Annotated in this window: 11 protein-coding genes; 6 read left to right on the top strand and 5 right to left on the bottom strand. The window is 68.0% G+C overall.

The features are described from left to right. Positions 1–338 precede the first annotated feature (338 nt). A complete protein-coding gene (locus tag BCY76_RS13050) occupies positions 339–593 on the top strand; it encodes a DNA translocase FtsK (protein WP_070160621.1) in 255 nt (84 codons plus the stop codon). Positions 594–1,187: 594 nt separating this feature from the next. Here the strand turns inward: BCY76_RS13050 and BCY76_RS17665 are convergent. The 3 genes from BCY76_RS17665 to BCY76_RS13030 form a co-directional block, all read right to left on the bottom strand. Further along, on the bottom strand, positions 1,188–1,421 hold the full coding sequence (locus BCY76_RS17665; protein ID WP_139827788.1) for a hypothetical protein: 234 nt from the start codon (positions 1,419–1,421) through the stop codon (positions 1,188–1,190). Positions 1,422–1,690: 269 nt separating this feature from the next. Next, the gene (locus BCY76_RS13035; protein WP_070160627.1) at positions 1,691–2,014 is read right to left on the bottom strand and encodes a PadR family transcriptional regulator; all 324 of its coding nucleotides are present in this window, start codon (positions 2,012–2,014) and stop codon (positions 1,691–1,693) included. A 217-nt stretch (positions 2,015–2,231) separates the two neighbouring features. Beyond that, entirely contained in the window at positions 2,232–2,747 is a 516-nt protein-coding gene (locus tag BCY76_RS13030; RefSeq protein ID WP_070160629.1) for an ATPase, read from the bottom strand. Between the two features lie 436 nt (positions 2,748–3,183). On the opposite strand from BCY76_RS13030, the gene BCY76_RS13025 reads away from it, so the two are divergent. Then, positions 3,184–4,572, top strand: coding sequence for a non-reducing end alpha-L-arabinofuranosidase family hydrolase (locus BCY76_RS13025; RefSeq protein WP_085437790.1), 1,389 nt, complete (start codon positions 3,184–3,186; stop codon positions 4,570–4,572). Between the two features lie 143 nt (positions 4,573–4,715). Beyond that, entirely contained in the window at positions 4,716–6,659 is a 1,944-nt protein-coding gene (locus tag BCY76_RS13020) for a glycoside hydrolase family 43 protein (RefSeq protein ID WP_170922694.1), read from the top strand. A gap of 34 nt (positions 6,660–6,693) precedes the next feature. On the opposite strand, the gene BCY76_RS13015 is transcribed toward BCY76_RS13020, so the two are convergent. Together BCY76_RS13015 and BCY76_RS13010 are read right to left on the bottom strand one after the other, a co-directional pair. Further along, positions 6,694–6,909, bottom strand: a complete 216-nt coding sequence (locus tag BCY76_RS13015; RefSeq protein ID WP_070160637.1) for a helix-hairpin-helix domain-containing protein — start codon at positions 6,907–6,909, stop codon at positions 6,694–6,696. 3 nt (positions 6,910–6,912) lie between these two features. Then, the gene (locus BCY76_RS13010) at positions 6,913–7,674 is read right to left on the bottom strand and encodes a hypothetical protein (protein ID WP_083277558.1); all 762 of its coding nucleotides are present in this window, start codon (positions 7,672–7,674) and stop codon (positions 6,913–6,915) included. Positions 7,675–7,817: 143 nt separating this feature from the next. On the opposite strand from BCY76_RS13010, the gene BCY76_RS13005 reads away from it, so the two are divergent. The 3 genes from BCY76_RS13005 (at position 7,818) to BCY76_RS12995 (ending at position 14,991) form a co-directional block, all read left to right on the top strand. Further along, entirely contained in the window at positions 7,818–12,038 is a 4,221-nt protein-coding gene (locus BCY76_RS13005; protein ID WP_085437789.1) for a bifunctional metallophosphatase/5'-nucleotidase, read from the top strand. Positions 12,039–12,157: 119 nt separating this feature from the next. Further along, a complete protein-coding gene (locus BCY76_RS13000; protein WP_085437788.1) occupies positions 12,158–14,212 on the top strand; it encodes an ExeM/NucH family extracellular endonuclease in 2,055 nt (684 codons plus the stop codon). Beyond that, the gene (locus BCY76_RS12995) at positions 14,209–14,991 is read left to right on the top strand and encodes an endonuclease/exonuclease/phosphatase family protein (protein ID WP_085437787.1); all 783 of its coding nucleotides are present in this window, start codon (positions 14,209–14,211) and stop codon (positions 14,989–14,991) included. Before BCY76_RS13000 ends, BCY76_RS12995 begins: the two co-directional genes overlap by 4 nt. The last annotated feature ends 9 nt before the right edge of the window (positions 14,992–15,000 follow it).

Here is a 15,000-nt window from a genome sequence, read left to right as displayed (position 1 = left end):
GAGTCACCCCACATGCTTTCAAAGCATGTGCAGGCCCCTACATCCCCGCTATATCAACGATCCCCGGCCGCGCTGTACACACATTTTGGCCTATAACCCCCAGGCGAAAGCCTATACTGGGCGAATGAGCGTGTTGTCGTGGGCGCTCCCGCCACGTCACGCGCCTCAATCTCGGACACCGCTCGCTGTGATCGCCGACGATTGTCTGCTCGATCTTCGGGTGCTTTCTGGCACGAACCCCACGCAGATTCCTGCGGCAGTGCCTCACGTGCTGGCGTGTACGATGCTGACAGACGAGCACGTCGCCCTGGACGCCAGGAGATCGAGGAGGCGATGGAGTGCTGAGCGACGAGGACCGTGACCTCCTGCTGCAGGCCACCGAGCTCGTGGTCACGACTCAATTCGGTTCGACGCCAATGCTGCAGCGGAAGTTGGACCTCAGCTACGCCCAGGCCGAACGGATCATGCAGGTCCTGGAGTCGCACCAGGTGGTGGGGTCCGCCCAGGAACCCAGACCGCGTGAGGTGATGGTCTCGGTCGACAGGCTCGCGTCCGTTCTCGACCGCCTCAAGGGTGAAGGGGGCGCTCCATGACTCGCCGACTCACGCGCGAGCTGAGCATGCGCAGGGGTGCGCCGGAGCGCCGCGTGATTCGGCTCTTTCCCGACTACGGTCGAACGTGGCCGCTATGGGAGTCGTCGACACCGACATGGGACGTGGGATACACCACTAATCCTGAGACTTACGGCCTCTCTGGGCAGTTGAGCCGAGACATGGCCCGGTGGAACGCTGTCTGGGAGCAGCAATTCGATCCAGTCGAGGGGTGGGACGACCGCGAGAGTCGTAAACAATGGCGCAGAGACGGTGAACAGATCGCGTCTCGCCTCCGCCACGAAGTCGCCTCGTTCGCCGATGTGCTCTACGAGCCGTGGCCGCTCACACAGAGGACCCCGGAGTAGACACCCTCAACCGAGTCGAGTTGGCCACGAAGGCTTCCTCAGCGCGCCTCTGTGGCTTCGGGGAACAGCCGCCTCAAGCCGGCAGCAGCTCCAAGACCAGCGTTCGACACCACATCGCCACCTGTGAGCGTCTGGTGAATTCCGCCAGCACCTTCATGACGCGACCCGGTCGACGTCACACACCTCCTGCCACATGGCCGCCCCTCAACGGCATCAAGGCGCCAGCGGATCAGCGCCCGAACTCCTCCTCCGGGGAACCTGCCGGGATGCCATCGGCCGGATCAACCCACTCGACGACCACATCTGTATGAGCCACCTCCGGCGGAGCGGGAACGATCTCGTAGTCGCTCATGTCGATGTAGGTCGTCTCTGCCGAGACTGGGAGCAACGAGTGCACCGCGTATGCTCCGAGACCAGCCAATGCGAAGCCTCCGAGGATGCTGAATGCTGCGAACTTGATCATGGGTCTTTGTCCTTTCGTCTGGAGCCAGCGACGCACGTCGAACAGGCGTGTGGCCTGCGTCCAGCGGGCAGACGCGGAGCGGCAGAGGATGCCGACCAGAAGGTCACCGCGCTTGAGGTTCAGCTCATCAGCGTGGTCGAGGTCGTGCGCCCACTCCTCGCGATAGCGCTCACGCGCCGTCCGAGGTGCCGTCACTGTCGCCAGGCCCAGGAGCAGACGGGCCCAGGTCCCGCACTGAGCGACCCGGTGCCGCGTGGGGGCCTTCATCGTCATGCAGTCCCCCACCGGGGCGAATGACGGCCCAGCGTCTGCTGACGTGTCTCCGCCTTGGCGACGTAGCGGCGCGCCGGCGTACGGGCTTCGGCAGCCAGCACATAGAGACGCCTCCGTGGACCCCGCCGCTGTTCATCCGTATCCCATTGGGACTCTACCCATCCCGCTGACTCCAACTTGTCCAGGATCGGATACACGCTCCCCGCCGGACGGCCCGTCAGCTGGATGACCTTCAGACCCCACAGCTCCTCCCCGAGCTGCTCCAGGAACACGCGTAGCACATCAGCTGTAGCCGGGGTGATCCTTCCGATATCCTCCATGCGTCAAACCCTAGCTATATAGATTTAGGATGGCAAGGCGCCTCGCCCGGCCGCCACAATGGGGCCGCGCATGCAGGCCGATCCCTTCCGCATCGCACACTCCCCTTTCGATTCAGAGAACACAGAACTCCCCAGTCGCTCCAACCGGCGCGTCTGCACTCGACGACTTCGTGCCGCACAGGGGTTCGCTTGTGGTGCACACGCCCCCAATCGAGCGTCACTTCGTCCACCTGAGGAATGCGCCGATCCGTACGGCAATCTCTTCAGGCGTCAGACCCTCAGTGTCGAGTCGGTGCACTGAGGACTCAGCTTCGGCCTCGAGCCGAACGGCAGCTGCCCGGCTCTTGGCAGCATGAGCGTCCAGACCGGCCCCCTGCTCTCGTCTACTGAGCCGATTGCGCACAGTGCGCGTGGACGCCTGGAGCAGCACGCCTGTGACGCGGGGATCATCCCCCATCGCTTCCGCGATGGCGGTGACCTCCAGGACCGAGACGGTGTTCGTGAAGATCAGCCGGCGATAGCCGAGAGCCCTGTAGTTGGCCCAGACCGCCGCGAGGTTCGCAAAGGCGATCCCTGAGTCCCACGGCGCGGGGTATGCAAGGTCCAGCGCATCGCCCTCCACAACGGCATGCTGAACATCGCGCGCCGAGAGAAGGTCGTGAAGCGCGAATGCGGCGGACGACTTCCCAACCCCGGATGCTCCACCAATGAGGACCAGCTCTGATCTGCTCATGCAACCAGGATGCCCCACTCCCCAGGCACACAGCCATCAGCCAGTTCAGCCGGTCCCGTCGCGGACATGGCGGGCCCGCCGGAGCGCTGCACCGGTCGAGATGGAACAGCGCGCTCAGCGCCACACCCCCACGCGACGCACGCCTGCGCCGCAGGCTTCCCTCGCGGACGCCACCCTCCATCCTCACCCCAGCCCCAGATCAGGCCAGCATCGGAGGCCGCCAGGAACTGTTGACAGAGGAAACCGACCTATATAGTCTCCCGAAAGTACAAAACGTGGCGCACATCACAGGTTGCTCCGCGGGGGTCTCGTGGTCGGACACAACCGGATTCACCACAGCACCCCGCATGCGATTGACACCGCTGCCGGTTCGCCCGAGCAGCGTCATCACCGATCTTCCCTGAAGAGAGCATCAACCCACTGAGGAGTGCAGAACATGACCAGGAAGAGAACCCTCGCAGTGCGCTCGGCCGGTCTCGGCCTCGCCGTGACCCTGCTGGCGACTGCGGCCACCGCCGTCGCAGCCTCCGGCGATGTCCCGGCGGAGTCCGGCGCCGACGCGACCGCCACCGGCTCCTGTCCCCTGCCGGAGAGCTACGACTGGACCTCCACCGGCCCGCTCGCAGAGCCGCCGGAAGGGTACGTCTCGCTCAAGGACTTCACGGTCGTCCCCTACGAGGACCAGCACCTGGTCTATGCCACCACCCACGACACCCGCGACCAGTGGGAGTCGATCGCCTTCGAACCGTTTGATGACTGGTCGGACATGGCGAGCGCGGAGCAGACCGTCATGACGAACTCCACCGTGGCGCCCACGCTGCTCCACTTCGAGCCGAAGGACACCTGGGTGCTGGCCTATCAGTGGGGCCCCTGGCCCTTCATCTACCGGACCTCAGACGACCCCACCGACCCGGACAGCTGGTCCGAGCCCGAACCGCTCTACACCGGGGAGATCGAAGACTCCCCCACCGGGCCCATCGACCAGGCCCTGATCGGCGACGACACGGACATGTACCTCTTCTTCGCCGGAGACAACGGGCACATCTACCGGGCTGACATGCCGCTGGAGGACTTCCCTGGGAACTTCGGCGACGACGAGACGATCATCCTCAGCGACACCACAGATAACCTCTTCGAAGCTGTCCAGGTGTACAACGTGGCCGGGCAGGACCAGTACCTGATGATCGTCGAAGCGATCGGCGAAGACGGGCGTTACTTCCGCTCCTTCACCGCCGACAGCCTCGACGGGGAATGGACCGAGCAGGCCGGCAGCGAGGATGCTCCCTTCGCGGGCAAGGCCAACAGCGGTGCCACCTGGACCGACGACATCAGCCACGGCGAACTCATCCGCACCAGCGCCGATCAGACGATGACGATCGACGCCTGCAACCTGGAGTTCCTCTACCAGGGCCGCGATCCGGAGATCGACGGCGAGTACGGCCAGTGGCCCTACCGCCCCGGTCTGCTCACCCACCAGACCGAGCCGACCGAGCCGAGCACGATCAGCGGCTTCGAAGCGCCGGTCGGCGGCGCGGACGAGGTCACCACCATCAAGGCGGGGCGGACCGTGCCACTGAAGTTCTCCGTGCAGTCGTCTGACCCGGAGCTGAGCGCACCGGACGCGGCGACGGTCACGACGACTGAGATCTCCTGCGACACCGGTGAACCCGTGGACGGTGCGGAGCCCAGCGAAACCTCAGTCACCTCCGACGACGGGACCTTCCAACACGACTGGAAGACTCCTCGCACCCCCGGCTCCTGCTTCGAGGCGACCGCCACGACCGAGGACGGCGCGAGCATCAGCGCTCAGTTCGCACTGCGCTGAGTCATCCACGTCTGGGGCCGTCGCCGGGCGGCCCCAGACACGCCCACGCGGCGACCAGTTCCGGCATCTGCTCCAGATACCGCCCCAGAGAGTCGACCATGGACACACGCAGCACCTCGACCCGCAGAAGAAAGAGCATCGCCTTGACCACCGCACTCATGGTGGGCCTCTCGAGCCTCGGCCCGGCAGCAGTCGCGTCCCCGAGCGAGAGGGCCGCTGACACGGACCATCGGGTGGTCGGCTCCTCCGACCAGGGAGACGGCACCTATCTGAACCCCGTCATCTGGGCAGACGTCCCCGACCCCGACGTGATCCGCGTCGGCGACGCCTTCTACATGTCCAGCACGACGATGCACATGAACCCCGGCGTCCCGATCATGAAGTCCTACGACCTGGTCAATTGGGAGACCGTCAGCTACGCCTACCTCGTGCTGGACGACCTGCCCGAGACGACGCTGGACGGCTCCGACATGTACAGCCAGGGGACATGGGCGAGCACGCTGCGCTACAGGGACGGCACGTTCCACCTGGTTGTCTTCTCCTACACGACGGATACGACGTACTTCTTTCAGACCGAGGACCCTGAGAACGAAGCCTGGCGTCGCACAGAGGTCGACGGCGTCTACCACGACCCGAGCCTCCTGCTGGACGACGACGGCCGCAACTGGCTCGCCTACGGGAACGACCCGCTGCAGATCATCGAACTGAATGAGACCGTGACCGGCTTCGCCGAGGGCGCGGAGCCCGAAGTGCTCCTGGAGACCATCCACGCCCCGGACCCCGAGACCGGAGTGACGCCGACGGAGGGACTGGCCGAGGGCTGCCACATCCAGAAGATCGAGGCGACCTACTACATCGAATGCATCACCTGGCCGCCGGGCAAGCCGCGCACGCAGGTCGCCCACCGTGCGGAGAGCCTGGACGGCCCGTGGGAGTCCAGGACGATCGGCCAGGAGGATGTGCGCATCGGGGACAGCGGCGGCGGCCCGGCTCAGGGCCACATCGTCGAGCTCGAGGACGGCAGGTGGTACGGCGTGGTCTTCCGCGACAGCGGAGCCGCCGGCCGGATGCCGTGGCTGATCCCCATCACCTGGGTCGACGGCTGGCCGATGTACGGGGAGGACGGCACCGGGCAGCACATGACCCGCGAGGGCGAGAAGCCGATCCCGGGCTTCGAACCGGCCAGTGTGGTCTCCTCCGACGAGTTCACCAACGATGCTCCCCGGCCGACCTACACCGAGGCTGAGGCCCCCGACCTCCCGGAGTACGCGTACAACGGGTCGAATCTGAGTCTGGATTGGCAGTGGAACCACAACCCCGACAACAGGTTCTGGTCGCTGACCGACCGCGAGGGATGGCTGCGACTCACCACGGGACACCTCGCCACAGACCTGTTGGACGCCCGCAACACGCTCACGCAACGGACATTCGGGCCGACGTCGTCGGCCGAGGTGGCCCTGGACGTGAGCGGCATGAACGACGGCGACCGGGCCGGGCTCTCCCTGTTCACCGCGCGCTACGGCGCCATCGACGTGCGGATGGACGACGGTGGGAAGTCCCTGGTCATGGTCAACAGCTCCTCCACCACGAGCCGCACCGTCGTCGAGAGCGTCCCTCTCACCGGCGACACGGTCTACCTGAAGGCGGAAGCCGACTTCACCGAGCAGGTCGACCACGGGACGTTCTACTACAGCATCGACGGCGTGCACTGGGAGCAGTTGGGAGACACCCAGCAGATGGCCTACGGTACGGACAACCACTTCATGGGGTACCGGTTCGCGCTCTACAACTATGCGACCACGGAGCTGGGAGGCCACGTCGACTTCGACTACTACCGGATCAGCGATGAACTGACCGGAGTTTTGGAGAACACGGAGGCCTCCGCCTCCGTCGAGCGGGCCCCTGGATCGACGAACACGCTCACCATCACCGTGACGGAGACCTGGTCGCGCGGCACCGTCCGGGAGATCGAGGACACCTTCGAGATCCGGAACAACGCGGCAGGGACGTACGACGTCGGCCCCTACCGCGTGGTCGTCGACACCCACGGCGGCACGTCAGTCCGCGAGGTGGAGATCACTGTGTGAGGCGCGGGACCCGCTCTTGGCCGAGTCCCGCGCCTCACTCCTGACGCCAGGACAGCCCCTTCTCCGCGAGCGCCTCGGTGAGGATCCGGACGGCCTTCGGCCCGACGCCGTGGATGGCCAGCAACTCCTTCGGGGTGTGCGCGGCGGCCTCGGCGAGGCTGCGCACGCCGTGATGCGATAGCTCGCGTGCGGCGGTCTTGCCGATGCTGTCCGGCAGGTCGCCGACGGGCCTGATGTCAGGTGTCGCCATGGGTCATCCCTCCGTGTCAGGTTCCTCTGCGTCAGGTGTCGCGCAGTCAGGTGTCGTATAGAAGACGGTGGTGCGTCGGGCGGCGGCCTGGGCCATCTCCGGCGATGTTCCCGCGGCCTCGGAGGCCCGACCCCACGCCTCGCTGCTGCCCGCGATGAACTCCGCCGCGGCCGGCGTGGTCACCCACAGGGACTGCTCGGCCGGCACCGTACTTCCGGTGCGCAGGTGATGAGCCAGACCCAGCAGGGCCAGATCCCACCCGACGCCACCGGCTCCAGGCCCGTAGGTGCGCCAGAAATCCAGGGGCACGATCCCACGATGCTCCAGCACCAGACGCGATGCCTGAGGAGGGCCGGCCCCGTCGGCTGACCCGGCGTCGCCGGCGCTCTCTGGCGCCTCCTCGCAGCGCAGCTCCACCTGGGAGACGTCCTCACCGAACTCCCAGCTCAGCTGCAGCTCGCCCGCGGCACCGGCACCAGGCGACGCGCACCGCTCCACCGTGCCGGAGGCGTTGCCCTCCACGCTGAACCGTCCGCCCAGCCGAAGGTCTCCGCCCACGACACCGAACCATCGGCTCAGACGATCGGCCTCCGTACAGCACCGCCACAGCTCGCCGACCGGGACGGGGAACCCCTGGACCAGTCGCGTGACGGCCAGGATTCCGTCGTCGCGCTGCCGGACGTCGAGCTCCCGGAAGACGGCGTCGAGCTGCCCGGCAGGCTCGATGATGACTTCCCCGGAGGCCCCCGCTGTGCTGTCGCTCATGAGGTCATTCATCCAGACTCCCAGCCGTCGAGGCAACCGATGAGTGCCCGATGACAGACCAGGTTCACCGGCAGGTCTGTCCCTGTTCGCCGAGATCTGTTTGGATGGACAACGATCCAAGTATCTGATTCGAGGGAGCCTCCATGCGCACAGCTGCGCCCACAGACCCCCAGGACCCACACCCGACGCGTGATCGCCGGCGCGGCAGATTCGCCGCCGGACTCGCGGCAGGCCTCGTCTCGGGCCTGGCGGCGACCCTCCTCACTCCGGCAGCCGCGAGCGCCGCACCCGACGCGTCGACCGATGAGGTCGACGCCGAGGCCAGCTCCGAGGCCGGCGGCGACGTCGTCGAGCTGAGCATCGTCGGGGTCAACGACTTCCACGGCCGTCTGGAGGCCTCCGGCAGCGTCCCGGGCGCCGCGGCGCTGGCCTGCGCCGTGGAGCAGGTCCGCGGGGAGAATCCCCACACTCTCTTCGTCTCCGCCGGGGACAACATCGGCGCCACCACCTTCACCTCCTTCATCCAACAGGACCAGCCCACCCTGGATGCCATGAGCACCATGGACCTGGAGGTCTCGGTGCTGGGCAACCACGAGTTCGACGCCGGCGCCGCCGACGTCGACGATCGGGTCATCCCGGAGGCCGGATTCCCGCACATCGGGGCCAACATCCGCGATGCCGACGGCGAACACCTCTTCGAGCCGTACCACCTCACCGAGGTGGGCGGAATCACCGTGGGCTTCATCGGCGTCATCACCGAAGACATGCCCGGGCTGGTCAACCCCGCCGGAATCGAGGGCATCGAGTGGACCTCCGTCTCTGAGGAGGTGGACCGGTATGCCGAGCAGCTGACCAACGGCGACCCGGAGGACGGAGAGGCCGACGTCGTCGTCGTGCTCGCCCATGACGGCCTGCCGGGCACCGACCCGGGCAGCGCGCAGGGCCGCCCGTTCGGGGACCTGGTGGCCGATCCGCATCCCGCAGTGGACGCCGTCTTCAGCGGCCACACGCACCAGTCCTACGCGCACGACCTGGACGGCCTGCAGCTGGTCCAGGGCGGTGAGTACGGCGAGCAGCTCTCCCGGGTGGACCTCTCTGTGGACACCTCCACCGGTGAGGTCGTCGAGGCCTCCTCCGAGACGATCGATCTCGTCGTAGACGACGCGCCGATCTGCGAGCCGGACGCTGAGGTGGCCGGCAACGTGGACGACGCCGTCGAGGTGGCCGACGAGCTCGGCTCGGAGGTGGTCGCGGAAACTGCCGGCGAGGTGCCGTTCCGGCGGGCGGAGAACGGTGACGGCTCGGAGAACCGCGGCGCTTCGTCCACCCTCGGCGAGCTGGTGGCCGACGCCCAGCTGTGGGCGGTCCGCCAGACTCGACCCGAGGTGGACTTCGCGATCACCAACTCCGGCGGCCTGCGCGCCGATCTTCCCTCGGGCGAACTGACCTACCGAGACCTCGCCGACGTGCAGCCCTTCGCCAACACCCTGACCACTGTGGAGCTCAGCGGCACCCAGGTCCACGAGCTCTTCGAGCAGCAGTGGCGGGAGGACGGCCGGTTCTCCAAGCACGCCCAGTCCGCCGAGGTCAGCTACACCTTCGACCCCCAGGCCGAGATCGGCCAGCGGATCACCGAGGTCCGGATCGACGGAGAGCCGGTGGACCCGGAGGGCAGCTACGAGGTGGCCATGAACTCCTATATGGCCGCAGGAGGCGGCGGGATCGACGTCGGCCTGAAGTCCGGCCGGACCCTGGACACCGGGATGAACGACCTCGAGGCGTTCGTCTCCTACGCCCAGGATCGGGGATCCCTGGACGCTGATCTCGAACGCCGCGCGGTCGCCGTGACCTGGGACGGGGACCCGGAACAGACCTACGGGCCCGGGGAGGAGATCTCGCTGCAGGTGGCCGGACTGGCCTACAGCTCCTCTGAGGTGCCGGCCGGGGATGTCGTGGAGGTCGAGCTGGGCGGCGTCGAGCTGGGTGAGTTCCCGCTGGACACCGGGATCGTGGACCACCAGGACCTCCGGGGCCAGGCCGAGATCGTCGCGGAGGTCCCCGACGGCGTGGAGACCGCCGACGGGGTCGCCGAGCTGCTGCTCACGGAGCCGGTCACCGGAACCGACGTGGCCGTTCCCGTCCGGGTCTCCGAAGATGTCGCAGAAGATGTCGCAGAAGATGTCGCCGAGAAGGAGGAGAGCCCAGGCGATCGGGACGGGACCGGTGAGGACGACAGGACCGGCGTCGTGGACCTGAACATCCTCTCCATCAACGACTTCCACGGTCGGCTCGAGCGCAGCGGTCCGGTGGCGGGCGCCGCGGTGCTGGCCTGCACCGTGGAGGAGATCCGCGCCGAGAACCCGAACACGTTGTTCGTCTCCGCCGGCGACGACGTCGGCGCCTCCACCTTCACCTCCTTCATCCAGGACGACGAGCCCACCCTGGAGGCGCTGAACCTGATGGGCCTGGATGTGGCTGCGCTCGGCAACCACGAATTCGACGGCGGCGCGGCCGACGTCGACGACCGCATCATCCCCACCACGGACTTCCCACATCTCGGGGCCAACATCCATGACACGGACGGCGAACCCCTCTATGACCCGTATTGGATCACCGAGGTCGACGGCGTGCGGGTCGGCTTCATCGGGGTGATCACCGAGGACATGCCCTCTCTGGTGAGCCCCTCCGGCATCGAAGGCATCGAATGGGCCGACATGTCTGAGTCCGCCAACCGGTACGCCGAGGAGCTGACCTCCCAGGACCTGGCCGACGTCGTCGTCGTGCTGGCCCACGACGGCATCGGCGGCACCACGCTGGAGGACGCCGACGGGCCGTTCGGCACGCTCGTGGAAGAGGCCCACCCGGGGATCGACGCGATCATCTCCGGCCACACCCACCAGGAGTACCTGCTGCAGACGGACAGCGGCATGTGGGTCACTCAGGCCGGCCAGTACGGCGAGGCGCTGGGCCAGCTGGAGCTCAGCTACGACCTCGATTCCGACGAGCTGGTGGCCTCCGAGGCCTCTCTGCTGCGGCCCATCGACCCGGAGGACCCGGAGTCTGCCCGCTGCCAGGGTGACCCGGAGATCCAGCAGATCGTGGACGACGCCGTGGAGATCGCCGACGAGCTGGGCGCCGAGGTCATCGGCGAGGTCGACGGCGACGTGCCGTTCGTCCGGGCCACCGACGGCGACGGCGGCCAGAACCGCAGCGCCGACTCCACTCTGGGAGGCCTGGTGGCCGACGCCCAGGCATGGTCCGCGCGGCAGACCGCCCCGGAGGTGGACTTCGCGCTGATGAATCCGGGTGGCCTGCGTGATGACCTCAGCCTCGGCACCATCACCTACAGAGAACTGGCCACTGTCCAGCCCTTCGCCAACACACTGGTGGTCCTGGAGCTCGACGGCGCCCAGATCCGCGAGGTGCTGGAGCAGCAGTGGCGCGAGGACGGGGACATCAGGCTCTCCGGATCCACCGAACTGCGCTACACCTATGATCCTGCCGCGCCGCTGGGAGAACGCCTCCTGGAGGTGCTCATCGACGGCGTGCCGCTGGAGGACGCGGAGACCTATCAGGTCACGGTCAACAGCTTCCTGGCCGGCGGTGGAGACGGGTTCACCGCCTTCACCGAGGCGCAGTCCGCCACCGACACCGGCATGACCGACCTGGTCGGCATCATGGACTACGTCCGCGAGCACACTCCCCTGGCGCCCGAGCTGGCCCGCCGCACAGTGGCAGTCACCTGGGAGTCCGATCCTGGTGCGGTCTACGCCCCAGGAGACCAGGTGGCGCTGCAGCTGGGCGGCCTGGCGCACAGCCACCCGGACGTTCCTGCCGGTGAGACGGTGCAGACCCGGCTGGGCGACGTCGACACCGGCGAGTTCCCGCTGGATCTGGACTTTGTACCGGGAGGTGATGAGCGGGGACGCGCCGACGTGGTGATCGAGGTGCCGGACACGCTGGAGACCGCGGAGCCCGGCGAGGCGCCGCTGGTCATCCACGAGCCGGTGACCGGCACGGAGCTGACCCTTCCGCTGACGGTGGAAGCCGGCGTGGGGGACGGGGCCGGACCAGACGGCTCTGGCGCCACCACTGACGGCGGTACGGATGGCAACCCGGACGGCGGCGGTGCCGGGAGCGATCCCGGCAGCGACGACGCCAGCGACAGCCCGCGCGCATCCGATGGCGACGGAACCGCCGATCCGGGCAGTCCGGAGGCCGGGAACGTCCGCTCCCCCGCGCATGAGGGGGCGCTGGCGAGCACCGGCGTCTCCGGGGCGCTGTGGCTCGGCCTGGGCACGCTCGTGTTGCTGACCCTGGGCGCCGTGCTGGTCCTGCGTGCTCGGCGAGGAGGGAACGGATGAGTTCGACGGGACGGCCCAGGCGTTCGCGGCCCCGTGTCATAGGCCCGCCCTAGGCTTCCCCCACAGACCCGACCACCACCGATCCCTGCACGAACTGAGGATGAGGACACCGCTGCCCCATGCACACACCAGGTGACACCACACCCCGATCACGCCGACCCCGCATGATCGCCGGTCTGGCCGCCGCGGGACTTGCCGTCTCGCTCATCGGCCCCGCCCCGGCCTCCGCCACGACCACCTCCGCCGACGCGTCCGAGGCCTCCGACGGCGAGCACGTCGTCATCAGCGAGGTCTACACCACCGGAGCGGGCGAGGATGCCGCGTTCAACGAGCGGTTCATCGAGCTGCACAACCCCGGTGACGAGGCGGTGGAGCTGGACGGCTGGTCGGTCTCCTACCGGCCCGCCTCCCGCGGCGAGGAGAACCTCACGCCGTCGGGACATGTGGCCCTCTCAGGCACCATCGAGCCGGGTGGCCACTACCTGATCGCCAACCCCGGGCTCAGCGCGGGCGACGGCGCCGACCTCCCGGATCCCGACGCCCGCCTCTCGGGCGGCACGGCCATCCGCGACGGCGTCATCTGGCTGTCCTCCACCGAGGAGCGCCTGGACGTGCCGTTGGGCGATGTCCAGGACCACGAGGACGTCGTCGACCTGATCGGCTACGGCGAGGCCAACACCTACGAGACCGCCGCCGCGCCGTCGCCCTCCGGTGGTACGGACGTCCGGTCCATCGCGCGGGCCGAGGACGGGGCGGACACCGACGACAACTCCGCCGACTTCGCGCTCTCGGAGACCATCACCCCCACCAACAGCGCCGGCGAGCAGGCCGTCCACGAGCCGGAGGAGAGCGAGCGCCAGGACCCGGCGGAGCTGGAGATCAATGAGATCCCGCGCAGCGTGGACCCGGCCGAGAACGAGCTGCTGGAGCAGCCGGTGACTGTGCGCGGCGTCGTGACCGCCGCCTACCCGACCGGCGGCTTCGACGGCTTCACCCTGCAGACCGAGGGCACCGGCGGCGACCTCGATCTGGACGCCCACGAGGCCTCCGACGGCATCTTCGTGTACTCCCCGTGGCGCGCGGACGACGTGGAGGTCGGCGACTTCGTGGAGATCACCGCCGATGTGACCACCTACTCCGGTCAGGTGCAGCTCTCCCTCTACCCGGGCTCCTCACAGACCCCCGAGCACGAGTTCGCGCTGATCGCCGACGAGCCCCACGAGGAGGTCAAGCCCGCCGTCGTCGAGATCCCCGAGACCGACGCCGAGCGGGAGTCCCTGTTGGGCATGCTGATCGACCCGCAGGGCACCTACACGGTCACCGACCACTACACGCTCAACCAGTTCGGTGAGATCGGGATCGTCCTCGGCGACGAGCCGCTGATCAGCCCGACCTCCGCACACCGTCCCGGGCCTGAGGCGGACGCCCACGCAGAGGAGAACGCGCAGCGGATCATCTACCTCGACGACGCCGCGACCACGACATTCCACCGCTCCCCCGGCTGGGACCAGGAGCTGCCGTACCTGAGCGCCGACGAGCCGGTCCGGATCGGCGCCGAGGTCGAGTGGCACAACACCGTCGTCATGGACCGTCGCTTCGATCAGTGGCGGCTGCAGCCCACCGGTCACCTGACCCCGGAGACCGCCGACGCCGTCCAGCCCGCCAGGTTCGAGGACACCCGTGTGGGTCGCGAGACTCCGATGGAGCGGGACGGTGACCTGCGCATCGCCGGATTCAACGTGCTGAACTACTTCGTCACCCTCGGTGAGGACGAACAGGGGTGCGAGTACCACGCCGATCGGGACGGCGAGCCCACCACGGCCGACTGGTGCGAGGTGCGCGGCGCCTGGTCCACCGAGTCCTTCGAACGCCAGCAGGCCAAGATCGTCGACGCGATCAACGCCATGGACGCCGACGTCGTCGCCCTCCAGGAGATGGAGAACTCCGCGCGCTTCACCGACGACGCCGACCGCGACCTCGCCCACGCACGCCTCGTGGAGGCCCTCAACGAGGACCTCGGCACGCAGACCTGGGAGTTCGTCGCCAGCCCGGAGGCGACCCCCACCCCCGAGGACGAGGACGTGATCCGCAACGGCTTCATCTACCGGGCGGACGCCGTCGAGCCGGTGGACGAGTCGGTGATCCTCTTCGACGAGGCGTCGCCGACATCATGACTCCCGAGCTCGAGGCCTTCGACCTGGCCGAGGTCTACTCCAACGCCAGAGAACCGCTGGCCCAGGAGTTCCAGCCGGTGGGCGCCTCTGAGGACGAGCGCTTCTTCGCGATCGTCAACCACTTCAAGTCCAAGGGCTCAGCCCCCGACGGCGGCCCCAACGCGGACTCCGGCGACGGCCAGGGAGCGTGGAACGCCGACCGCGTGGAGCAGGCCCGCGCCCTGGTGGCCTTCGCCGATGCCCTGACGGAGGACACCGGCACGGACAGCATCTTCCTGATGGGCGACTTCAACTCCTACGAGAAGGAGGACCCGCTGCAGGAGATCCTCGACGCCGGTTTCAGCAACGTCTCGGCCGAGACCGGCCAGCACAGCTACATGTTCGACGGCCAGGTGGGCTCCCTGGACCATCTCTTCGCCTCGGAGGCGGCCACCGAGTCCGTCTCGCAGGCCGAGATCTGGAACATCAACGCCGTGGAACCGATCGCCCTGGAGTACAGCCGCTACAACGGCAATGCCTCGGACCTGTTCCGGGCCGACCGGTGGCGCTCCTCCGACCATGACCCGATCGTGGCGGACCTGCGTCTCAGCGGCGCGGAAGATCCCGAGGGCGGCGAGGACGGCTCCGGGGACGACGGCTCAGCCGGTCCTCCCCGGGGGCCTGGGAACTCCAACGGACAGGGCCACGGCCCCGGTGAGGGCCGGGGGCACGAGCGGGTGGACCACCCCGGCAACGGCCCTGGGCAGAACAACGGGAACGGCAACGGCCGCCACGGCTGACCGTCCCAG

The sequence above is a fragment of the Nesterenkonia sp. PF2B19 genome, assembly GCF_001758425.2.
In the GTDB taxonomy this organism is placed as follows: Bacteria; Actinomycetota; Actinomycetes; order Actinomycetales; family Micrococcaceae; genus Nesterenkonia; species Nesterenkonia aethiopica.
The sequence above is the reverse complement of the archived record's forward strand: the minus strand, read 5'-3'. Positions and strand labels throughout refer to the sequence as shown.

What these genes read in the sequence shown, in the direction of transcription:
- BCY76_RS17665 (WP_139827788.1), bottom strand. Translation starts at nt 1,421, where the DNA reads ATGATCAAGTTCGCAGCATTCAGCATCCTCGGAGGCTTCGCATTGGCT.
- BCY76_RS13035 (WP_070160627.1), bottom strand. Translation starts at nt 2,014, where the DNA reads ATGGAGGATATCGGAAGGATCACCCCGGCTACAGCTGATGTGCTACGC.
- BCY76_RS13030 (WP_070160629.1), bottom strand. Translation starts at nt 2,747, where the DNA reads ATGAGCAGATCAGAGCTGGTCCTCATTGGTGGAGCATCCGGGGTTGGG.
- BCY76_RS13025 (WP_085437790.1), top strand. Translation starts at nt 3,184, where the DNA reads ATGACCAGGAAGAGAACCCTCGCAGTGCGCTCGGCCGGTCTCGGCCTC.
- BCY76_RS13015 (WP_070160637.1), bottom strand. Translation starts at nt 6,909, where the DNA reads ATGGCGACACCTGACATCAGGCCCGTCGGCGACCTGCCGGACAGCATC.
- BCY76_RS13010 (WP_083277558.1), bottom strand. Translation starts at nt 7,674, where the DNA reads ATGAGCGACAGCACAGCGGGGGCCTCCGGGGAAGTCATCATCGAGCCT.
- BCY76_RS13005 (WP_085437789.1), top strand. Translation starts at nt 7,818, where the DNA reads ATGCGCACAGCTGCGCCCACAGACCCCCAGGACCCACACCCGACGCGT.
- BCY76_RS13000 (WP_085437788.1), top strand. Translation starts at nt 12,158, where the DNA reads ATGCACACACCAGGTGACACCACACCCCGATCACGCCGACCCCGCATG.
- BCY76_RS12995 (WP_085437787.1), top strand. Translation starts at nt 14,209, where the DNA reads ATGACTCCCGAGCTCGAGGCCTTCGACCTGGCCGAGGTCTACTCCAAC.